The following is a 20,840-nucleotide window of genomic DNA, read 5'->3' as shown; positions in this document are numbered from 1 at the left end:
ACGTGCAGAAACATAAATGTGATCTGATTATTTACGGTTCCTATATTCTGACTCAGGACGAAAAGCGTAGCCTTGTCAATGACGGGGCTGTTGCGGTATGCGGAAATAGAATTTCAGCTGTAGGCTGTAAGACTGCTATTGATGAATCATGGTTGGCAGATGAGAGCATTGATACTGGAAAATCAGTAATTATCCCAGGACTCATAAACTCACATACTCACGTACCGATGACACTTATGCGTGGAGTGGCGGATGATATTCCTTTATTGGAATGGCTGCACAACTACATGTTTCCCATTGAATCTGGGCTGACAAGAGAGCTGGTTGAACTTGGAGCTCATATCGGGTGTGCAGAGATGATTGCATCAGGAACGACTGCATTTTTCGAAGGTTACATGTACGAAAATGCAGTCGGAAAAGCTGTTGATCAATGTGGCATACGAGCTGTTCTCGGAGAGGGATTTTTTAAATTCCCCTCACCTTTCTTCAAAACAGCAAATGAAGCATGGGAAACAATCACAGATCTGCACTCTACGTATGCAGATCACGGGCGCATAACAACTGCGGTTTCACCTCATGCGCTTTTCACCACTGATCCAAAGCAACTGGTTGAAAGTATGGAGCTGGCCCAGAAGCTCGACACTCTATGGCAAATTCATGCAGCTGAATCTGTGCAGGAAACAAAGCTTTGCCTTGAAATATTTAACAAACGGCCAATTGAAATTTTAAATGACTACGACCTGCTCACTAAGCGGACCCGTATTCATCACTGCGTAGATGTAACACCTCTTGAGATTGAGCAAATTAAATATTCAGGAGCGCAGATTTCGCATAACCCTCAAAGCAATCTCAAGCTTGGATCGGGTATCTGCCCCATCACAAAATTTATTGATGCTGGAGTTAATGCGGGGTTAGGAACTGATGGAGCAGCCAGCAACAACAACCTGGATATGTTTGATGAAATGCGTACTACAGCCCTGCTGCAAAAAGGTTTTCTACGCGACCCGGAAGCTATGCCCGCCCAAAGCGTGCTGGACATGGCGACCATTTCAGGTGCTGAGTTCCTCGGTTTTGAAGATATTGGTGCATTAAAAGCTGGTATGAAAGCGGATATTGTGGCCATTGATATGGACAAGATACACCTTAAACCTGTATACAATCCGCTCTCGCAGGTTATTTATTGCTCAGGAGGGCAGGATGTATGCCTGACAATCTGTGACGGTAAGGTTCTTTACCGGAACGGAAAACATTTAACGGTTGATGTTGAAACTATTTCCCATGAGGCTGAAAAGGCTGTAAAATGGGCAATTAAGCGGCTTAATCACCGCTGATTTACTAATTTGAATCAACTTCACTCTGTTTTTTTTCTTGACAATACAGGTAAACACTGCATAGGGAATTGTGCTTTTCCCAAGCAACTTAAGATAAAAAAACGCTTGTCCGCAAGCGACTTGCCAAACAGGAGGCGCTACATGGCTAAAAAGAATGCAAGAATCCACGCACTGGAAGGTGCAGAAATGACTGCTGAAGGTCTTTCTTACAAAGGTGTAATCATGGAAGCTATCGTTGAAAAATGCGATGGTTGTGAACGTGCAGTTGATTTCGAAGATAAGAAATACTGCCCCAGCTACGCACAGCCAGCTGTAAAATGGGCTCACAGCGTATGTAACTTCGCTACACACGTCCGCGCTGGTGTTGATAAAGAAGGTAAAGTCAAGGTTAACCCGCTCAAAGCATCCAAGCGTGCTGCACGCGGTCGCTAGTCTGTATTTCAGGCAAGTCGCAAGCCTTACAATACCGGAAAAACAGCTTCATGACTGTTTTTCTACTGATTCTTTTTGTGTATCATGGGAGCCGGACTTGTTCCGGCTCTTCTTCTTTTGTAGACCCCGGAAAAAATTAACCGGATATTTTTTGAAATTTTAAATTCGATCCATAACCGGAGACAACCTAATGCCTACTCAGCTTCTGTCCAAAATTGACGAACTGAAGAACGAAGCAATTGAGCTTCATTCAAAACTGGTTTCCATTCCAGCCATCGGCCCGGCAAATAACGGCGACGGCGAAAAAGCCAAAGCCGACTTTCTCACTGATTACCTGAAAGAAAATGGATTCGGTGAAGTTAAGTCATATAATGCTCCCGACAATCGGGTTGAATGCGGATACCGCCCCAATCTGGTTACAATGATCCCCGGTCAGGATAACTCCAGAACTCTATGGATTATCTCTCACATGGATGTTGTACCGGTTGGAGATTTAAGTCTCTGGAGTACAGATCCATTCCAGATGGTACAGGATGGAGATGCTCTCTATGGTCGTGGAGTTGAAGATAATCATCAAGGTCTCGTCAGCTCCGTTATAGCTGCAAAAGCACTCCTGAATTCCGACATAACTCCGAGCATCAATCTTGGTCTTATTTTCGTTTCGGACGAAGAGACAGGAAGTAAATACGGTCTTGAGTATATACTTAAAGAGCATCAAAATATTTTCAAAAAAAATGACCTCTTCCTGGTTCCCGATTATGGTAACTCAGATTCAAGTATGGTCGAAATTGCTGAAAAATCAACTATTTGGTTTAAAGTAACCGTTGAAGGCAAGCAGTGTCATGCTTCAACGCCAGAACAAGGTGTAAACTCGCTTATTGCTGCTGCAGCAATGATTATAGAAGTACCTGAACTTCAGCATCATTTTGACGAAGAAGACAAACTTTTCTCACCACCCTACTCTACTTTCGCTCCGACAAAAAAAGAAGCAAATGTCGAAAACGTTAATACTCTGCCGGGTAAAGATGTATTCCATATCGACTGCCGTATACTTCCCACCTACGATCTTGCTGAAGTAAAGGAGCAGGTTGAGGGAATGGCATTATACGTAGCAGAAGAATACGGAGTAAAAATAACTGTAGAAGTAGAAAATGAAAATCAGGCAGCACCTCCGACATCTGTTGATTCTGAAATCGTAGAAAAAGTAATTTTTGCGGTCAAAGAAATCTACGGAGCAGATGCGAAACCCTGCGGAATTGGTGGAGGTACAGTGGCCTCTGATCTACGCAAACTAGGGTATCAGACCGTTGTATGGTCAACACTGTTGAATCAGGCTCATCAGCCTAACGAAACAGGATCTGTCAAAAATACCTTAAATGATGCTAAGGTAATGGCTCTTTTACCTTTTTAATAATTTCTTTACCCCGGAGAGGTTACAGGTAGCCTCTCCGGGGAATTAAGGAACCAACCTTTTTATTGTTAATTTTACCCAGAAGACATAAACAACCGCCCAAAAGGTCCGAAGTAAGACAGTTCTAATTTATTAAAACATATAAACCTTACCGCGGAAGACCTATAAAAATTTCCTCCATAAGACTCTGAGAATTTTCAAAGAACTGTTCTCTTGGAGAGACCCCAATAAAAAGCGCATAGCGCACTAAAAAAAGCTATAGAATACCTATAGCAAAATAGTTATCGAAATGATTAGAAAACAGCCACCACCGAAAAAATTTGATCTCATTGTAGCAGGAGCAGGGCATGCTGGATGTGAAGCAGCCATGACTGCTGCTAATCTTGGCCTTAAGACTTTACTGTTGACCATTAATGTTGACCGGATAGGACATTTGTCCTGTAATCCGGCCATTGGCGGTCTCGCAAAGGGACACATGGTCAAAGAGATTGACGCTCTAGGTGGCTATATGGGGCTCTGGGCTGATAAAGCCGGAATTCAGTTCCGTATCCTTAACACCAGAAAAGGACCTGCCGTAAGAGCCAGCCGTGCGCAGATGGACCGCAACGAATATATGCGTGTTGTCCAAAAAGATATTTTTGCACAGGAAAATCTTTGGGTCCGTCAGGATACAGCTGAATCTTTGATTGTCGAAGACGGGAAAGCAGCTGGAGTTACAACAGGTATCGGCGAAGAATTTCTATCCCACTCAGTAATGCTGACTACTGGAACATTTCTACAAGGGCTGATTCATATCGGTCTGGAGAATTTTAGCGGCGGCCGTATGGGTGACCCTGCTTCTATAGGAATGTCAGCAAGTCTTCGTAAGATAGGCCTGACTCTGGGAAGACTAAAAACAGGCACAACACCACGCCTACTCAAAGATTCAATAGATTTTGATAAACTGGAAGTACAACATGGTGATAATCCGCCTCAACCCTTTAGTTTCCGAACCACTGAAATAAATCTTCCACAGGTCCCCTGCTACATCACTTACACAAATGAAAAAGCTCATGAAGCTATTCGCAGTGGATTTGAACGCTCACCTATGTTCACCGGAGTAATCAAAGGGACAGGAGCACGCTATTGTCCATCTATTGAAGATAAGGTTGCCAGATTTCCAGAAAAAAACCGCCATCAGATCTTTCTGGAGCCGGAAGGATATGAGAGCCCCGAAATATACCCTAGCGGCATCCCCACAAGCCTGCCGCTCGATATCCAGAAACGTATGATCAATTCTATTGAGGGATTGGAGGAAGCCCAGATTGTACGTCCTGGTTATGCCATTGAATATGACTTCGTTCCACCAACGCAGCTGCTGCCTACACTTGAAACCAAAGTACTACCCGGACTTTATCTGGCAGGTCAGATTAACGGCACATCCGGTTATGAAGAAGCTGCAGCTCAAGGTCTCTGGGCAGCCTGTAACGTATTCTGCAAGCTCGATGGACGTGAACCTTTCGTTCTTTCACGTGATCAGGCATATATTGCTGTGCTGGTAGACGATCTGGTAACTAAAGGGACGCAGGAACCATACCGAATGTTTACATCCAGAGCAGAATACAGACTGCTGCTGCGAGAAGGTAATGCAGACCTGCGTCTTACGGAAATTGGTCGTGACCTTGGATTGGTTAAAGATGAGCATTGGGCTCTTTACAGCGCAAAAAAAGAAGGCCTGGACAAGGTCCTTAATAAACTTAATTCAGTCCAAATCAAGCCGAACCTCCCAACCCGTGAACTATTGGCAGAAATAGGCGGCACAGCTCCGAATAAATCAGTACCTCTTGCAGCAATACTACGTCAGCCAGAGCTTTCCATTGAAGACATGAAACATTTCTGGAAAGATATTTCACAATACCCTGACAATATTCTTTTAGAAGCCGAAACACAGGTCAAATATGAAGGGTATCTTGTAAGACAACATGAGCTGGTTAATAAGTTCCGTAGAATGGAATCAGTATCTCTGCCGGATAACATTGTTTATTCGGAAATCGCCGGACTGACGCGTGAAGCAGTTGAAAAACTGACAGAAGTACACCCACTGACCCTTGGTCAGGCCAGCAGAATTTCCGGAATTACTCCAGCAGCAATTTCATCCATTGAAATTCATTTAAAAAAGATCGGAGCCATTTAATTATTAATACAAAATAAAGCTTTATTATCTCGGCATTTGCTTCCCAAAATGGTAAAAAAAAAGTACGATTTAAAAAATGGCTTTTAAATTTAGTTATTATTAATCAGGTATCCAATGGCCGCAGATCAAGAATATATGTACAAGGTTCTCCGTGGCTTCGGGGAAACTGGACTCCCTCAAGAAACTATCAACATGTTGATTATTCTTGGGTTTATTCTTGCGTCTATTGTTGCATCCGTGCTCTGGTATAACAACAGACAATTAAAAAAACGTCTTAATTCATCCCCGCCCAGCTGGATAACAGACCAAAAACAACTCTTTAATATATTTGAAACAGCTCTTGTATACCGATCAAAGGTTGATTTAAGCTTTTATGCTAAATCGGAAAAAAGACGTACAATAGCCTGCTCGATTATAGACGTAGAAAAATCAATTATTCTGGAAGTCGGAACACAAAACGGAATTGGAAAGAATTGGATTGGAAAAGAAGTGACCGGTTTCTTTCATATCCCGACAAAACAAAGTGGCATGGTTGTTTTTTATAACTTCAACTCGGTCATAACCGATATTACCTCTAAAGGATCTCAATATAAGAATATTCATATTAATATTCCTGAATATATTGAACAAAGCCAAAAACGTGAATTCCTTAGAGTCTCCCCTCCATCCCGTTACTATGATTATGTAAACATTATTCCTGATTCCAAGCAGGGAATGGCAGCCGGACTCAAATTTATAGCGACAAATGGCGAGTACACTCCCGGATATATGGGTGGAAAAGACTCCAGCATTTTCCTTGCAGATATATCAGGAGGTGGACTTGCTCTGGAATTGACACATATGACCGCGAAAAGAGCTTCAAAAATAAACCTCAAACCCGGTCAGAATTTTTTAGTTTTATTAAGCCTCGTTGATACTGGAAGCCGCGGTATTATCCGCTATTTATTTGTTTCCAAAGTCAGAAGAATTTTCATGGATCCAAGCCGGGGACAAGCCCAAATAGGCCTTTCCTTTGAAGCACAGTTCAAAGGTTATGACGAAGACACCCATAAACCTAAATGGGAAAGATTTACAAAAGGTGGATGCCCTGAAATGGATGACTGGAGTTATAATCTATATCTTGAGCTTTATCGCAGTGGTAATGAATAATTGTAACAAATACATATGCCTGTTGACACGAACAACACATACTAAGTAGTTATACACTAAATTTGATAAATACATTTTCTAAGTGATATATAATAACCGCAAAAAGGAGCATTGAATTGGACGACGGTTCTGAAGGCCGATTGTGGGCCAAAATGGTCAGTATTTTCAAGAAAACAGACTCACCTTTAGAAGAACATATTCTTGAAGCAAGTGAAGATGGCGAAATCAAAGATGAAGTAGTTTCCATGCTACTTAATGTCCTTGAGCTGAAAGACACAGAAGCAAGTGAAATCATGATTCCCCGTACTGACATGGTCGGAGTGGAAATTGATGATGGAATTGCTGAAGTTGCACGGCTGATTATTGAACGTGGTCATTCACGAATCCCAGTATATCATGATACTAAGGATAAAATCGTTGGCATCATCCACGCTAAGGATATTATATCCCCACTATTACATGGTGATATAAATATTGGTCTTGAAAAAATCATGCGACACGCTTTCTTTGTCTCTGAAAATATCAAAGTAAAGACTCTTCTTAAAGAATTCCAGTCTGGACGTATACATATTGCAATACTCCAAGATGAATACGGCGGAACATCCGGCATGCTGACTATGGAAGATGTCCTCGAAGAAATCGTCGGTGATATAGCAGATGAGCATGATGCCGAACGCCCTTCAGATTTTGAAGAACTTGAAAACGGGAGTTTTCTCATATCTGGAAGAATCCCGTTAACTGAAGTTTCTGAAAAATTCGGATTACATCTTGATTCAGAACATGTGGATTCTATTGGAGGATATCTTTCAGAGCTAACCGGGCGTATCCCCAGCATTGGAGAATTCCTTAATATTTCAGGATATAAATTTACTGTACATGAAGGAGATGCCAAACAGATTATCTCTATTCTTGTTGATCCTCCCAGCGGAAAATAGAATGTATAAAGCCATCCCTATTCTTATTGCTATGCTCTCTGCCGGACTTGGCTATGCCAATCCATTCCTTCATCTGCCAGCAGCTGTTCTGGGCTTTCCCATGGCACTTGGTTATATAGCATTTTCAACCCACTCGCCTAAAAAAGCTATGAAAAGAGGTTGGATAGCAGGCACACTGGCAGCACTGATATGCATGTACTGGGTAGCTTACCCAGTCGGTGTATATGGAGGGTTATCCTGGGCTCTTGCTATTCCATGCCCTGTTCTGATTTCAATGGCAGTCGGCGTTTATTACGGACTGTATACATACATAATTACTTATGCAGCCCGAGTTCTTCCCCCATTTATACTGTGCCTTTTCAGCGCACTATTATGGGCAACAATGGAAACGGCTCAAGGAATCTTTTTCACGGGATTTCCATGGATGACACTCTCCGCAGCCTTTGCTTCCCGCCCTGAATGGATTCAGGGAGCTGCATTCATAGGAGCATATGGCTTATCAGGTTTACTTGTTTCTGTAGCAACCTCAATTCTAGTCTGGAAAATTTCAAACGCTGCAAAAGTATGGTCAATTGTGGTAATTGCAGTAGTACTTGTTTTCGGGGGAGCAAGAACTGCTCCTGAAGATTTTACTGCACTAAAATCTACAGGAACTGCATCCATAGGAATTGTTCAGGGAAACATTGATCAAGCCAAAAAATGGGACTCAAAATATAGAAAAGCTACTCTTGATAAATATATAAAACTAAGTGAACAGCTTACAGATAAAGCTGATCTGATTATCTGGCCTGAAACGGCAATGCCGTTTTATATTCAAGACCCCAGTATAATGCGAGCCAGACTGTTCAATTTTGCTACCAGAACAAATACAGCAGTGCTTACAGGAGCCCCTGGCTATATATTACACGGCCCTAAAAGTTTTTCTCTGTATAACCGTGCTTTTCTCATAAAGCCTGAAACAATCACTTTAGATTGGTACGACAAGTCTCACCTCGTTCCTTTTGGTGAATATGTTCCCCTTAAGGACTATCTGCCCTTGGATAAACTTGTGCAGGGAGCTGGTGACTTTATTCCCGGTGATGATCCCAGCCCTCTTGAAAGCGGAAACCTTGCTATAGGAATGCTCATTTGTTATGAAGGAGTCTTCCCTGAACTTGCACAGGAAAGAGTTGAAAAGGGGGCCAACCTGCTGATTAATATCAGTAACGATGCATGGTATGGCAACACTTCAGCACCATTGCAGCACCTTGCGCTTGTTTCTCTTAGAGCCGTAGAACAGGGGCGTTATCTTATAAGAGGGACCAATACCGGTATTTCAGGATGTATTGACCCTCTTGGACAGGTTCATGATACTACAGGATTATTCGTTGATGCAGCTGTGCTGACTAATCCACAGCTAATATCCGGAGAAACTTTTTTCCACGCAAATTATAAAGCTGTTACATTCGGTCCCGTAATACTTACGATCATGCTTAGTGGCTGGATCTTTTTAATGACCAGAAAAAACAGCAAATTAAAAATATAAAGGATTATCAACTCTAATATGCTTCAATTTTCAGATCTAAGATCCAAGGCAACGGACTGTATACAAAAATATGAAACCCTATGGGGGCGTCTTTGACCACGCTCAAAGCAAAGAACGTTTAGAAGAAATAGAACACGATCTTAGTAAACCCGGTGCATGGGATAAACCAGATGAACTTACACCTGTCCTGCGCGAAAAATCTGTTCTTGAAGAAAAAGTTTCATCTTATGAAGCGTTATCTACCGCAAAAGATGATGTAGAAGAATGGCTGACTCTTGCGGCGGAAGATCAGGATCAGGATATTCTTGAAGCCCTGTCTGAAAATGTTAATAAACTGGTAAGCCTTGTAGAACAGACTGAACTGTCAACACTGCTATCGAACCCCGAAGACAAAAGCACTGCTATTTTGGAAATTCACCCCGGCGCTGGGGGAATTGAATCCCAAGACTGGGCTGAAATGCTTCTACGCATGTATCTACGCTGGTGCGACAAGCGCAACTGGAAAACAAGCTATCTTGATTACCAACCCGATGATGAAGCCGGAATTAAAAGTGTTACACTTCGAATTCAGGGCCTTTATGCTTACGGTTTTCTCAAAGGTGAAGCTGGAATTCATCGATTGATTCGTATTTCACCGTATGATGCGTCCGGAAGACGCCACACATCTTTCGCATCAGTTGATGTTTACCCAGAAATATCTCAAGATATTGAAATTGAAGTTAAAGATGAAGACATAAGAGTGGATGTGTTCAGAGCAAGCGGTCCGGGTGGGCAGCATGTCAATAAAACAAACTCAGCCGTTCGCATCACTCATCTGCCAACTAACATAGTAGTTCAGTGCCAAAATGAAAAGTCGCAGCTAAAGAATAAAGAAACTGCAATGAAAGTTCTGAAATCAAGATTGTACGAGAGGGAACTTAAGAAGCAGGAAGAAAGTAAAAAAGCTGACTACTCAACCAAGGACTCTATTGCTTGGGGAAGCCAGATCAAAACATATACTCTTCAACCATACAGGCTGGTTAAAGATCACCGCTGCGGAGCGGAAGATGGCAATGTTGAGGCTGTTCTCGACGGCGAGCTTGATGATCTTATCAGAAATTATCTGCTACACGCATACGGCGGAAAAAATGAATGCTGAATACATTGCTGAAAATGAGTCCAAACTTCTAAACGAGTTGCTCTCAGTAAGAGATCTTTTCTGTGCTGAAACGGATGCCTGCGCGGACAATTATAGCGAGCAAGGGTTAGCTGTGCTACGGTTATGCCCGGGCATGACACTCAAGGCATGGGAAATTCTTGCAGAAAGGCATGGTCTAAACGATTGGCTGACAGTAGCCCTTAATAAAAACATGGCGCCACATCTTAGCCATGTGCAAGGAGTTTTGCAGGAACTCTCATATAAAACAGAACATGACCCGCTTACAGGTCTTTCTAATCGCAGAGTTTTTGAAAGAATTCTTGACCAGGAGGTCGAACGTTCTCATAGAAATAAGACACCTATGAGTCTAGCCATACTGGATCTGGATAATTTTAAGGTAATCAATGACACTTATGGGCACCTCAAAGGTGATGAGGTGCTCATAGATTTTGCTGAAATGCTGTCCCATGCCGCCCGCCGCTATGACCTCGTTGCCCGTATCGGCGGTGAAGAGTTTGCTGTTATTTTTTCAGGGGTTGGTATTTTTAAAGCACAGCAACTTCTGCAACGATTGTTGGAAAAAACTAGAGAACTCAGTTTCAACACTCCGGACAACAAAGACAAATTTTCTATAACATGCTCGGCCGGAGTTGTATGTTACAAAGGAATTGTTGAGCCCCGTATTCATGAGCTAATCGACAAGGCTGACAAAGCTCTATACGAAGCCAAAAATTCAGGTAAAGATCAAGTCTGTACGGCTGATATCCTAGATTATGCGGCTGTAAAAAAAGAAGGCCTTGTACATGCCAACGAAAAAAAATTTTTATTTACGGGAAATTAAAGGGACGGATTAAATCATGATCAATGCCAACAAAACAATGAGCCTTGCAATTATGAGTGGTAAAGGTGGAGTAGGAAAAACAAACCTTTCCTTAAACCTGTCCTACGCCCTGAATACCGGAGGAAACAGCCTTCTTCTTATGGACTGTGACCTGGGTCTTGCAAATCTGGACGTACTGCTCGGAATTTCTCCAGAAAGTAATATGCAGGATTTATTTATTAGCGGAGCTAAACCGTCAGATATTGTTATTCCTATTGAAAAAGGCAAAAAATTTGACATTCTTCCGGCAGCCTCCGGCGTACCGGAACTGGTTGATATGGATGAAGACATGCAGGAAATGCTCTTCAGCAAACTTACCGACCTAGTAGGAAAATATCAGTTTCTGGTTCTTGACCTCGGTGCAGGAATTAACGGAACAGTAATTTCGTTTGCAGCTATGACTCAAATGCGAATTGTAGTGATAACTCCTGAACCGACTTCTTTGACTGACAGCTATGCACTTATCAAGGTGTTGCACTCACAACACAACGTCAGCGACTTTAATATTATAGTCAATCAGGCGACGAACGCAAAAGATGCAAAAAGCACTTTTGACAGACTAAATATGGCATGCGAAAAATTTCTGAATATTAAGTTGAATAATATGGGTTTTGTACGTTATGATCCATCAGTGACTGAAGCTGTACGGAGACAGATACCTTTTATTAAGTTTGCTCCCAAATCTGATGCAAGCCGTGACATTTTAAATATCGCAGTTAAAATTCAAAGAATTCGCATGGATAACATGAGTAAATTATCTGAAAGACCTGTCATCAAAAAATTTCCGACACTTGCCGACTAATTATGCTTGACGAAAAGGGTAACTTTTCGGCATGGTTGTACTAGTAACGGTAGAAACTTTAGCTTGCCACACCAAAAATGACGTGGGAGAAAAGAATGAACAAGAGTGAACTGATTAAAAGCCTTGCGGAAGAAAAAGGGCTCCATGTGGACGAATCGGCTGAAATAGTTGATGCATTTGTTGATGCAATCAAAGAAGCATTAGTCCGCGGTGACCGTGTTGAAATTCGAGGATTCGGAAGCTTCAAAATGAAAGAATACAAAGGATACACAGGCCGTAACCCTAAAACCGGCGATGTAGTATCTGTTACCCCTAAAAAATTACCATTTTTCCGCCCCGGTAAAGAGCTCAAGGAATATTTGAACGCTTAATGCGCCTTTTTATATTTGCTTTTCTTATCCTTGCCAGCATTGGAGCGCCGGTTTGTGCTTCTGCTGGCAAGGATGTACTATTGTCTATCGCAAACACTGCGAATACGTTTGGGACAGTAAACCCTTGTCCAACCTGAGGACACAAGACCATTGGCGGACTGGCCCGGCGGGCCGGATATCTTCAGGATTTAAAGACAGTGACGAAGCACGATGTGCTTCTGCTTGGTGGTGCTTATGAATTCCTTCCAACTTCAGGCGACTCAATACCTGATAAAAAAAGGGATGCTGTAGCTGAAGCTTTTAAATTTCTCGATTATGATTTAGGGATATTAAGCCCTGCAGAATTTCAATTCTTGCAACAAGGTCCATCAGGAATTCCGCAAAATTGGATAAACTGCGAAAAGATTAAAGTAGTAAGCAAATCCTTAAAAAATGGTAAGCACGTAAGAATAGTAATTCTTCCATATCTGGAAAGAGGATCTGACAAGATACCGGAAGATCTGCTAAACAATTGCAGGACTGTTTTTAAAGAAAACAGAAGCAAGGCAGATATTGTTATTGCTATGAGTTCTTGGGGATATATAAGAGAGAAAAAATTGCTTACTTCACCTGAAATGTCTGAAACTCCCCCTGATATACTTCTTGGGAGTGGAGACGGCCCGGGAATGACCGGCAATATTGCTGCAAACGGTAAGACCTTGTGGGTCCGCAGCTACCCAACCGGAAAAGCAGTTAATAGAATTGACGTGTTCCAATTTCCGGAAAGAAATGAAAATTTCAAATGGACTTCCGGAGGAAATATAAAATGGTTCTTGCAGACACTAAAGCAGAATACTCGTGAAGCTCCTGCTGTTGCAGAACTGTTGAATGGTATTGAGGACGAAAAGTAATAGGTTAACTTTCGGAGGAAAAGAAATGACTTTCCAAGGAGCATATACTGCTCTTGTCACTCCATTCAAAAATGGAGAGATTGATCAGGACGCATACCGTGAACTGATCGAATGGCAGATTGAACAGGGAATCGATGGTCTTGTTCCATGCGGAACGACCGGAGAAGCGGCAACAATGACCCATGAGGAACAAGGTGAGGTTATAAGAATCTGTGTCGAGCAGGCCAAGGGACGTGTCCCGGTCATTGCCGGTGCGGGTTCAAACAATACTAAAGAAGCCGTAAACCTGACACTGCTTGCTAAAGAAGCAGGAGCTGATGCTGCCCTCCAGATTACTCCCTATTACAATAAACCGACACCGGCAGGATTGCTCGCGCATTTTAAGGCATTGTCTAAAGAAGCTTCTATGCCTTTTATTCTGTATAATGTTCCGGGTCGAACAGGCCTTAACGCCATGCCTGAAACCATTGCCATGATTGCCAATGAAGTTTCTGATGTCATTGGTGTTAAAGAAGCTACAGGTAATCTTAGTCAAGTTTCTGATGTAATTGAACAATGCCCTGAAGACTTTAGTGTCTTTTCAGGTGATGATTTCACTGTGCTTCCACTTCTCTCATTGGGTGGATGTGGCGTAATATCAGTTGTATCTAATATTGCTCCTAAAATGATGGCTGACATGTGTGCAGCTTTCAAAGCAGGCGAAATAAAGAAAGCTCAGGAACTGCACTTTAAAATGCAGCCTTTAAACAGAGTTATGTTTGTGGAAACAAACCCTATTCCAGTCAAAACTGCACTGGGAATGATGGGTAAGCTCGAAACATCTTTTAGACTGCCGCTGGTACCGCTTATGCCTGAAAGTGAAGCAACACTTAAAGCAACACTCAGCAAGTGCAACTTGGTATAATTAATACTGAATAAACTTGAAAAGCCCGCTCAGTTAATCTGTGCGGGCTTTTTTATTAAATATTTTTACAGCCAGTTGCTATCACACTAAAGCGAAATCTCTGGCAAATATTATTTAACCTTACGGCCATATATTTCCCTTGATATTTTCCACTTACCATCAACCTTTATAAATTCAAAACTTGGAGTGAATTTACCACGCCCGCTGTTATCACGGTAATCCCATGAAACTCTGGCCTTACACATATTTCCAAGAAGCTCGAACTCAGTAATTCGAAAAAGTCTCAACTTTAAGGAACCTGCAACCCAAATAGAGGAGCAGCGCGGAAGGTCTTCATCAAATTTACTGATCGGAATTTCTTCTTTTGAATTACAAGGAAATGACTTGATCATGGCATTCTTGTCATATAATCCTCGTATTGCCTTAAAATCACGAAGATTATACGCATCCTTATATTCATATAAAAGATCTGTAATCTGTTCCCGTACATCTTTTTTTTTATCAGAAGCAAAAGCTAAACAGACAGTAGACATGACAATTACAACAGAAAGAAAAAGAATCATTTTTTTCACAGCAAGCACCTTCTTATTGGTTATCATTTGGTAACTGGAATATCTTTAAAACATTTTCAAATAAAAATCAGCATATGCCATGCATTTTACGCCACTTTTGCAAGCAATTTATAACAACTTCTAAAACGTCATCAGGTGCGATATTTGATGTATCAACAATGCATTCAGCATTTTTATCTTCCTCAAAAGGTACATCAACACCGATAACTTCACCAAGCCCTTCATATTCACGGCCCGAAAGCTGCCGTTCCAAAGCCTTTTCATAGAGCTTTGCCATAACCAGTCCCTGCTGCCGACCTGATTCACGTTTCATGGCCATATTAACGGGACACTGCAAGTATATTTCTGCAAAAAACTCTATCTTATCTCGGGCATATTGACGCCAACATTTCTCATGTGCAGTTCCATCCATTATGACACATCGCCCAGACTCCATAATAGAAACGGCATCTTCAACGAAAAGAGTATATGCCTGCTGACGTTCATGACAAGTATATTCGGGATTAGGAATATAAAACTTTCGTCTCTCATCCATGCATAATTTAACGATCTTGAGCCCATCATCGCGGAGTTTCTCATAAAGCATTGCTGCTAAGGTACTTTTGCCGCAACCAGGTAATCCTGTCACCCAAACCGCCCAGTTTCTATTAACACATATACCGTTCAAAGTTGGCATAATCAAAAACCTCATCCTCAAGTACATTTTCAATAAAGCATAAAAGCTTGTTGCGCACTTCAACCGGATGGTCAGGATACCAGACCGGTGAAGCAACTACCAATCCCCTGAACACAAAAAAAGGAGCTAAGACTTTAAGAATATTTGTGTCTCCAGTAAGCTCCAGATATTTGTCAAAAAAAGTCATGTAGAGGGTTTTGAAAGATTCTGAGAAGTTGTCTCCATCATATAGCCCGAATAAGATGTAATTGGTAGCCATACAGCTTAGATCTCCGGCAGCCTCACCCCATTCCCCACGGCTTCGATCAAGAACACTAAATTCTCCAGAATCACTTATCAGCACATTCCATGGATGGAAATCTCCGTGAACTGCACATAGCCTGTGGGTATAATTTGAAAGTTTCCACCGCCAGTCAATAAGACGTTTCTCAAGATTTATAAATTGATCTCTATAAAAGAATTCACATGGATGATTGAAAGCTTCATCAATCAGCCCCATAATACATTCACTCGAACCGATCAGGTCTCTGACACGACGCATATAAAGATGACTGTCATCTTTGCGTACAGAATGAATTTCAGCCAACCATTTCGCCATATTCGCAGCATTTTCCTGATCCTGCTTTAAAAATTTACCTTTGCGAATACGTTCAAGATCATGAAAATAATCGTAGCCCTCCAGTTTTTCATTCAAAATGAAAAATTCTTTAGGCTCATTGAGCGGAATCATCTCCCCGGAATTATTTATATACCCTATTCCCATAGGTTTCACATGACGGGAAAGTCTTGCAGAAGTCTCATGCTGAAACATTAGAATAGCTGCCCTGTCCCAATAAAACTGATGACCATAATTATCACCTTTCATGATAGAAATAACCGTCTCCAGCTCATCTTTACCCACAGAAAACCTGACAAGGAGCGGTTTACCGTACCCGAAACCTTTCATACCCTGCTTATCGAGTGATCCTATATCACCATAATCAATAAGAACTGTTTTTGAACCGAAAGCCACCTTCAAATATTGCTCAATCATTCGCGTTGTGATCTCAACCATTGCTATCCTCCAAACTCATTATCAAAGCTTTTGGCAGATATTCAGTGCCATGAAGTGAAATATTACCTTTAATCCCCCAAATATATTACACGTAGACTTGGTATCTCTGTCACTGTCCAAAACAATTCCTGTATAAAATATATATTAAACAACGACGAAAGCCACGAGTTTAATCAAAAAAAGCTTCTCATGTAACAAATAAAAAAAGGCGGTTGTGATTTGAGATCACAACCGCCTTTTTTTCATGCTTTTTTTAATAACAATTCAAATAGACTTAAAATAACGTAGAAAAAAATCTAAATCTTTTTAAGTACCATATTTACGCTAGTTACCAAAATTATCTTCGTAACGAGTCCAAAATTCTTCTTCAGTATAGGAATGCTCCTGAGTTCCAAGCTGCTCAACACAGTAAACTGCACTGACAGCCCCCACATGAGCTGATTCAACAAGGTTTTTACCCATTGCAAGTCCCTTAATCAGTCCTGCACGAAAAGCATCTCCAGCTCCGGTAGGATCTTCTACAGTAACAGCCTTAGCAGCAGGTACAGCAGTCTCGCCACTCTTCTCAACTACAAGACAACCATTTTCACCGAGGGTAACAATGATAGACTCACAAATTTCCATGAGTTCATCGCGAGTCTTACCTGTAGATTTCATAATCATTTCAAGTTCGTAGTCATTAGAAACAAGAATCTTACAGCCACCAATCATTTCAAGAAGCTGTTCACCGCTGAAAGCAGGAATATTCTGGCCTGGATCATAAATGTAAGGAAGACCTTTTTCACGATATATTTTAGGGAAATTCTGCATATCGTCCAGATTACCTGGAGATACAATAGCTAAAGAATCTTTAGCATCAACTGCAGAAAAATCATAATCACAAGAATATTTCATTGCACCGGGATTGAATCCGGTAATCTGATTATCAGACTTATCTGTAGTGATATATGCACCGGCGGTGAACTCATCATTAATTCTTTTAATACCTTCACGAGTGATATTATTCTTATCCAGCCATTTCTCATATCCATCAAAATCCTTTCCGCCTGTACCGAGAATTACGGTCTTTTCACTGAGCATTGAAAGAGCATAAGCAATGTTTCCAGCTGTCCCGCCAAATCTTTCATCAAGACCATCTACCAGAAAACAAACGTTAAGCATGTGAATTTTATCAGGAAGAATATGATCAGCAAAACTACCAGGAAAACTCATAATTCTATCATAAGCAAGTGAACCGGAAACTAATATCTGCATTTAATGGAGCTCCTTGAAATTATTATAACTAAATAAAAAGGTCATTCAAAAATAACGTACTGACAACTTTTGCGCATGACTTTATGCGTCATTGCACACCAAAGTCAATGCAGTTATTACTCGGTATGACTTTTCACCCAGTCAAAGAACTCTTGATCTCCCTGCTTGGCTTCCAGAGCCACAATACATGGACAATCATAACTATGCAGACTCCGAGCTGTTTCTATTAATTTACCGGCAAGTTCAGGTGTCGTTTTGGCAATAAGTACTGCTTCTCGGGAAGTTTCCAGTCTGTCTTCCCACCAGTACACTGATTCCATATTATCAAAAATATTAACACAGGCGGCAAGGTGACGCATAACCAGCTCTCCGCCTATATCTCGTGCTTCCTCAACATCCCCGGTCGTAATGTATACCAGCGTCACAGACATATTATTCTCCTATTTACAGACGGGACCTTCACCTGGTTTTGCATTTGCAAGATAATTATTAACCAATTCAAGTTCACCATCTGTAATGCTCATTCCCATAGCAGCCATTCTTTTATTAGTCTTTGTCCATGCAGCAAGATCTTTTTTACCAAGACCGCGACAGACTCTTTTAAGACTGTGACAAGCTGAACATTTAGATAAAATAAGACCAGAACCATCCTCAGCATTAATTGCTGCAACAGATATTCCTGAAATTGCGAACAATCCGGCAATAAACAAACTTAAAACTACTTTCATAACTATTCTCCTCCGGTAAAGTTTGATTTAAGAATACATTAATTGACATGGAGATCAACATCTATAACCATTATGCCTATACAGATGTTCATTGTAACTTATAAAAAGAAATGATAGCCCCAAATTCATCAATATGAAAAAAAATACTCCTGACAAAAAGATATTGCAAAGAGCAAAAGAGGTCTATGCCAGACTGATCAAACGTTACCCTGATCCAGAGCCTGAACTGGACTGGAAAAATGCATGGGAACTTCTTGTTTCAACTGTTCTCGCTGCCCAGTGTACTGACGTACGAGTGAACAAGGTAACTCCGGCATTATTTGAAAAATGGCCCGGACCCTCTGAAATGAGCAAAGCTGAAGTCTCTGAAATAGAAGAAATTATTCGTTCAACAGGACTTTTCCGCAACAAATCCAAAAATCTCAAGGCTGCATCAGAACTGGTCATGAGCGAATTCAACGGTGAATTGCCCCGAACCATGAAAGAAATGATCAGGCTGCCCGGAGTTGCCCGCAAGACAGCCAATATAGTATTATCCAATGCTATGAATGTTCATGAAGGAGTTGCAGTTGATACCCATGTTAAGCGCCTGTCCTTCAGAATGGGCTTTACGGTAAGTACCAACCCCAATGTAATTGAAAAAGATTTAATGCCGCTTTTTGAGCAGAAAAACTGGGGAAATGCCAATCATCTGCTTGTACTTTTCGGTCGTGATGTATGTCCCGCCAGAAACCCTAAATGCGACATATGTGAACTTAACGATATATGCCCTCAAAATGGAATTGAGAAAAAATAATGAGTGAAGAACAAAAGAAACCCGGAACTTTTACAGTCCATGCCACAGATGGCCATGCCCGCCGCGGAACACTAATGACCGCTCACGGTGAAATTCAGACTCCTGTATATATGCCTGTTGGAACTCAGGGATCAGTCAAAGCAGTACCACCGCGTGACCTGCGCGATATAGGATCACAGATTATCCTTGGAAACACCTACCATCTCTATCTGCGTCCCGGTGATGAGCTGATAGCACGTAGAGGAGGATTGCATAAATTTTCCACATGGGACCGCCCTATTTTGACCGACAGCGGAGGATTTCAGGTCTTCAGCCTTGAATCCATTCGTAAGATTACCGAACAAGGAGTTGAGTTCAGGTCCTATATTGATGGGTCCAAACACTTTTTCTCACCTGAAAAAGTTATTTCCATCCAGAACAATATAGGTTCTGATATTATGATGGTTCTTGATGAATGTGTCGGTTACGGAAATGATCGTGACTATACTGCAAAATCACTTGAAATGACTACCCGCTGGGCTAAACGATGCAGAGATGCATATCCCGTCGGCTCCGGTGATCAGTTGATGTTCGGCATTGTTCAGGGTGGATTCCACAAAGATCTACGTGAAATAAGCCTTGAGCAGCTTTCCGAAATCCCCTTTGAAGGATATGCCATAGGCGGACTCAGTGTAGGTGAACCAATTCCTGATATGTATGACATACTTCAGCATATCGGACCAAAACTTCCATTTGATAAACCACGGTATCTCATGGGCGTAGGAACTCCGCTCGATATTCTGGAAGGTATTGCCAACGGAGTAGATATGTTCGATTGCGTTCTACCTACCAGAAATGCACGCAATGGAACTCTTTATACCAGTCAGGGCAAAGTTAATATCAAACGGGCTCAGTACAGGGAAGACGATTCACCGCTGGACCCGAATTGCGACTGCTACACATGCCGCACATTCAGTAAGGCATACCTGAGACATTTATACACAGCAAAAGAGTTGCTTTCATATCAGCTCAATTCAATCCACAATCTGCGCTTCTTCCTTAAGCTTACTGAACAGGCACGTGAAGCTATCGAAAAAGGAACTTTCGCAGATCTCAGGAAAAGATATGAAGCCGTGTATGAACCGGTGATAAAATAATGAAAATTGTTCGCCACATTCTAACGCTTATAGGAGCGTTGACTGTTGTGGGCTTTTTAGCAGCTGCTATCTTGTTCTTCTTTGCTCCGGAATTGCTGCAGCAAAAAGATACCCTTAAAAAAGCTGATGCGATAGTAGTACTGGGAGGCCAGTACTACCGTCCAATATACGGTGCAGAACTTTTTAACAAAGGGTATGCGCCACTGATTTTTGCAAGCAAGCCAGTCACCGAACCGGAAATAAAGCAAGTGCGCAAACTGGGTATTACATTCCCTTACCAGTGGGAAGTATTTAAAGAAGTACTGCTGAAAAAAGGTGTGCCTGAAAGTAGAATCAGATTTTTCGGAAATGCCAATGTCAGTACGCTTGAAGAGGCAGAAGAACTTAAAAAAGTGCTTGGACCTGAAGTCACGTCCATTATTCTGGTTACATCTCCTTTGCACACCAGACGGGCCGGTATAATCTTCAGGAAAATACTTCCACCGAAAATCAAGATTATAGTTGCAGCCACACCTTACGAGCATGTTTCAACAAGATGGTGGAAGAACTTCAGAACCGCACCTTTTGTTATTCTTGAAGTTACTAAGACACTATATTTTGAATTTGGAGGTGCCTTCAGAAGCACTGATCAGATAATTAACAAGCCTTAATAAACAGTAATAATCAAATGCCTCCGAACAATT

The 20,840-nt window shown here is 41.6% G+C and carries 22 protein-coding genes; 16 read left to right on the top strand and 6 right to left on the bottom strand.

Annotated features, from left to right (window positions below):
• Positions 1-2 precede the first annotated feature (2 nt).
• The 13 genes from H589_RS0112960 (at position 3) to dapA (ending at position 13,941) form a co-directional block, all read left to right on the top strand.
• Positions 3-1,331, top strand: a complete 1,329-nt coding sequence (locus tag H589_RS0112960) for an amidohydrolase family protein (protein WP_027722413.1) — start codon at positions 3-5, stop codon at positions 1,329-1,331.
• A gap of 141 nt (positions 1,332-1,472) precedes the next feature.
• The gene (locus H589_RS0112955) at positions 1,473-1,763 is read left to right on the top strand and encodes a PxxKW family cysteine-rich protein (RefSeq protein WP_027722412.1); all 291 of its coding nucleotides are present in this window, start codon (positions 1,473-1,475) and stop codon (positions 1,761-1,763) included.
• A gap of 190 nt (positions 1,764-1,953) precedes the next feature.
• Positions 1,954-3,174, top strand: a complete 1,221-nt coding sequence (locus H589_RS0112950; RefSeq protein ID WP_027722411.1) for a M20 family metallo-hydrolase — start codon at positions 1,954-1,956, stop codon at positions 3,172-3,174.
• 289 nt (positions 3,175-3,463) lie between these two features.
• Complete coding sequence (mnmG, locus tag H589_RS0112945) at positions 3,464-5,347, top strand: tRNA uridine-5-carboxymethylaminomethyl(34) synthesis enzyme MnmG (RefSeq protein WP_027722410.1); 1,884 nt, start codon at positions 3,464-3,466, stop codon at positions 5,345-5,347.
• Positions 5,348-5,482: 135 nt separating this feature from the next.
• Positions 5,483-6,496, top strand: a complete 1,014-nt coding sequence (locus H589_RS0112940) for a PilZ domain-containing protein (protein WP_245577145.1) — start codon at positions 5,483-5,485, stop codon at positions 6,494-6,496.
• A gap of 116 nt (positions 6,497-6,612) precedes the next feature.
• Complete coding sequence (locus H589_RS0112935; RefSeq protein ID WP_027722408.1) at positions 6,613-7,431, top strand: hemolysin family protein; 819 nt, start codon at positions 6,613-6,615, stop codon at positions 7,429-7,431.
• Position 7,432: 1 nt separating this feature from the next.
• On the top strand, positions 7,433-8,956 hold the full coding sequence (lnt, locus tag H589_RS0112930) for an apolipoprotein N-acyltransferase (RefSeq protein ID WP_027722407.1): 1,524 nt from the start codon (positions 7,433-7,435) through the stop codon (positions 8,954-8,956).
• An 18-nt stretch (positions 8,957-8,974) separates the two neighbouring features.
• A protein-coding gene (gene prfB, locus H589_RS19785; RefSeq protein ID WP_211225344.1) for a peptide chain release factor 2 occupies positions 8,975-10,094 on the top strand; the annotation gives its coding sequence in 2 pieces (ribosomal slippage) (positions 8,975-9,049 and positions 9,051-10,094; 1,119 coding nt in all).
• The gene (locus H589_RS0112920) at positions 10,084-10,935 is read left to right on the top strand and encodes a GGDEF domain-containing protein (RefSeq protein ID WP_027722406.1); all 852 of its coding nucleotides are present in this window, start codon (positions 10,084-10,086) and stop codon (positions 10,933-10,935) included. The genes prfB and H589_RS0112920 overlap by 11 nt, the downstream gene beginning before the upstream one ends.
• A gap of 16 nt (positions 10,936-10,951) precedes the next feature.
• Positions 10,952-11,776, top strand: coding sequence for a MinD/ParA family protein (locus H589_RS0112915; protein WP_027722405.1), 825 nt, complete (start codon positions 10,952-10,954; stop codon positions 11,774-11,776).
• A 77-nt stretch (positions 11,777-11,853) separates the two neighbouring features.
• Complete coding sequence (locus H589_RS0112910; protein ID WP_169433122.1) at positions 11,854-12,147, top strand: HU family DNA-binding protein; 294 nt, start codon at positions 11,854-11,856, stop codon at positions 12,145-12,147.
• Entirely contained in the window at positions 12,147-13,037 is an 891-nt protein-coding gene (locus tag H589_RS0112905) for a UshA-like (seleno)protein family 2 (protein WP_420705233.1), read from the top strand. Before H589_RS0112910 ends, H589_RS0112905 begins: the two co-directional genes overlap by 1 nt.
• A gap of 25 nt (positions 13,038-13,062) precedes the next feature.
• The gene (gene dapA, locus H589_RS0112900; protein WP_027722402.1) at positions 13,063-13,941 is read left to right on the top strand and encodes a 4-hydroxy-tetrahydrodipicolinate synthase; all 879 of its coding nucleotides are present in this window, start codon (positions 13,063-13,065) and stop codon (positions 13,939-13,941) included.
• Between the two features lie 110 nt (positions 13,942-14,051).
• On the opposite strand, the gene H589_RS0112895 is transcribed toward dapA, so the two are convergent.
• The 6 genes from H589_RS0112895 to H589_RS0112870 all read right to left on the bottom strand — a co-directional run bounded on the left by H589_RS0112895 (position 14,052) and on the right by H589_RS0112870 (position 18,225).
• Positions 14,052-14,504 (bottom strand): Cif family virulence factor, encoded by a 453-nt coding sequence (locus H589_RS0112895; RefSeq protein ID WP_245577172.1) that lies wholly within the window; start codon positions 14,502-14,504, stop codon positions 14,052-14,054.
• Positions 14,505-14,580: 76 nt separating this feature from the next.
• Positions 14,581-15,189 carry an adenylyl-sulfate kinase gene (locus H589_RS0112890; protein WP_027722400.1) on the bottom strand — a complete coding sequence of 203 codons (609 nt, stop codon included), beginning with the start codon at positions 15,187-15,189 and terminating at the stop codon, positions 14,581-14,583.
• Positions 15,161-16,243: a phosphotransferase family protein gene (locus H589_RS0112885; protein WP_027722399.1), complete on the bottom strand. Its 1,083-nt coding sequence runs from the start codon at positions 16,241-16,243 to the stop codon at positions 15,161-15,163. The genes H589_RS0112890 and H589_RS0112885 overlap by 29 nt, the downstream gene beginning before the upstream one ends.
• Before the next feature lie 324 nt (positions 16,244-16,567).
• On the bottom strand, positions 16,568-17,497 hold the full coding sequence (locus H589_RS0112880) for a carbohydrate kinase family protein (RefSeq protein ID WP_027722398.1): 930 nt from the start codon (positions 17,495-17,497) through the stop codon (positions 16,568-16,570).
• Positions 17,498-17,613: 116 nt separating this feature from the next.
• Positions 17,614-17,928: a divalent-cation tolerance protein CutA gene (gene cutA / locus H589_RS0112875; RefSeq protein ID WP_027722397.1), complete on the bottom strand. Its 315-nt coding sequence runs from the start codon at positions 17,926-17,928 to the stop codon at positions 17,614-17,616.
• Between the two features lie 9 nt (positions 17,929-17,937).
• Positions 17,938-18,225 (bottom strand): hypothetical protein, encoded by a 288-nt coding sequence (locus H589_RS0112870; protein WP_027722396.1) that lies wholly within the window; start codon positions 18,223-18,225, stop codon positions 17,938-17,940.
• Positions 18,226-18,358: 133 nt separating this feature from the next.
• Here H589_RS0112870 and nth point away from each other — a divergent pair, with 133 nt between their 5' ends.
• From nth to H589_RS0112855, 3 genes are read left to right on the top strand one after another with little or no spacing between them, the layout of a single operon-like run.
• Positions 18,359-19,021, top strand: a complete 663-nt coding sequence (gene nth, locus H589_RS0112865) for an endonuclease III (protein ID WP_051249743.1) — start codon at positions 18,359-18,361, stop codon at positions 19,019-19,021.
• Positions 19,021-20,157, top strand: a complete 1,137-nt coding sequence (tgt, locus tag H589_RS0112860) for a tRNA guanosine(34) transglycosylase Tgt (protein ID WP_027722394.1) — start codon at positions 19,021-19,023, stop codon at positions 20,155-20,157. The genes nth and tgt overlap by 1 nt, the downstream gene beginning before the upstream one ends.
• Positions 20,157-20,807, top strand: coding sequence for a YdcF family protein (locus H589_RS0112855; protein WP_027722393.1), 651 nt, complete (start codon positions 20,157-20,159; stop codon positions 20,805-20,807). The genes tgt and H589_RS0112855 overlap by 1 nt, the downstream gene beginning before the upstream one ends.
• Positions 20,808-20,840: the final 33 nt, after the last annotated feature.

The sequence above is a fragment of the Maridesulfovibrio zosterae DSM 11974 genome (assembly GCF_000425265.1).
Lineage (GTDB): Bacteria > Desulfobacterota > Desulfovibrionia > Desulfovibrionales > Desulfovibrionaceae > Maridesulfovibrio > Maridesulfovibrio zosterae.
This window is presented reverse-complemented; position numbering and strand designations above follow the sequence as displayed.

Bases quoted from the DNA above. Each gene is read 5' to 3' on its own strand.
- H589_RS0112955 (WP_027722412.1), top strand. From the start codon at position 1,473: ATGGCTAAAAAGAATGCAAGAATCCACGCACTGGAAGGTGCAGAAATG.
- H589_RS0112950 (WP_027722411.1), top strand. From the start codon at position 1,954: ATGCCTACTCAGCTTCTGTCCAAAATTGACGAACTGAAGAACGAAGCA.
- mnmG (WP_027722410.1), top strand. From the start codon at position 3,464: ATGATTAGAAAACAGCCACCACCGAAAAAATTTGATCTCATTGTAGCA.
- H589_RS0112940 (WP_245577145.1), top strand. From the start codon at position 5,483: ATGTACAAGGTTCTCCGTGGCTTCGGGGAAACTGGACTCCCTCAAGAA.
- lnt (WP_027722407.1), top strand. From the start codon at position 7,433: ATGTATAAAGCCATCCCTATTCTTATTGCTATGCTCTCTGCCGGACTT.
- H589_RS0112920 (WP_027722406.1), top strand. From the start codon at position 10,084: ATGAATGCTGAATACATTGCTGAAAATGAGTCCAAACTTCTAAACGAG.
- H589_RS0112915 (WP_027722405.1), top strand. From the start codon at position 10,952: ATGATCAATGCCAACAAAACAATGAGCCTTGCAATTATGAGTGGTAAA.
- H589_RS0112910 (WP_169433122.1), top strand. From the start codon at position 11,854: ATGACGTGGGAGAAAAGAATGAACAAGAGTGAACTGATTAAAAGCCTT.
- dapA (WP_027722402.1), top strand. From the start codon at position 13,063: ATGACTTTCCAAGGAGCATATACTGCTCTTGTCACTCCATTCAAAAAT.
- H589_RS0112895 (WP_245577172.1), bottom strand. From the start codon at position 14,504: ATGATTCTTTTTCTTTCTGTTGTAATTGTCATGTCTACTGTCTGTTTA.
- H589_RS0112890 (WP_027722400.1), bottom strand. From the start codon at position 15,189: ATGCCAACTTTGAACGGTATATGTGTTAATAGAAACTGGGCGGTTTGG.
- H589_RS0112885 (WP_027722399.1), bottom strand. From the start codon at position 16,243: ATGGTTGAGATCACAACGCGAATGATTGAGCAATATTTGAAGGTGGCT.
- H589_RS0112880 (WP_027722398.1), bottom strand. From the start codon at position 17,497: ATGCAGATATTAGTTTCCGGTTCACTTGCTTATGATAGAATTATGAGT.
- cutA (WP_027722397.1), bottom strand. From the start codon at position 17,928: ATGTCTGTGACGCTGGTATACATTACGACCGGGGATGTTGAGGAAGCA.
- H589_RS0112870 (WP_027722396.1), bottom strand. From the start codon at position 18,225: ATGAAAGTAGTTTTAAGTTTGTTTATTGCCGGATTGTTCGCAATTTCA.
- nth (WP_051249743.1), top strand. From the start codon at position 18,359: ATGAAAAAAAATACTCCTGACAAAAAGATATTGCAAAGAGCAAAAGAG.
- tgt (WP_027722394.1), top strand. From the start codon at position 19,021: ATGAGTGAAGAACAAAAGAAACCCGGAACTTTTACAGTCCATGCCACA.
- H589_RS0112855 (WP_027722393.1), top strand. From the start codon at position 20,157: ATGAAAATTGTTCGCCACATTCTAACGCTTATAGGAGCGTTGACTGTT.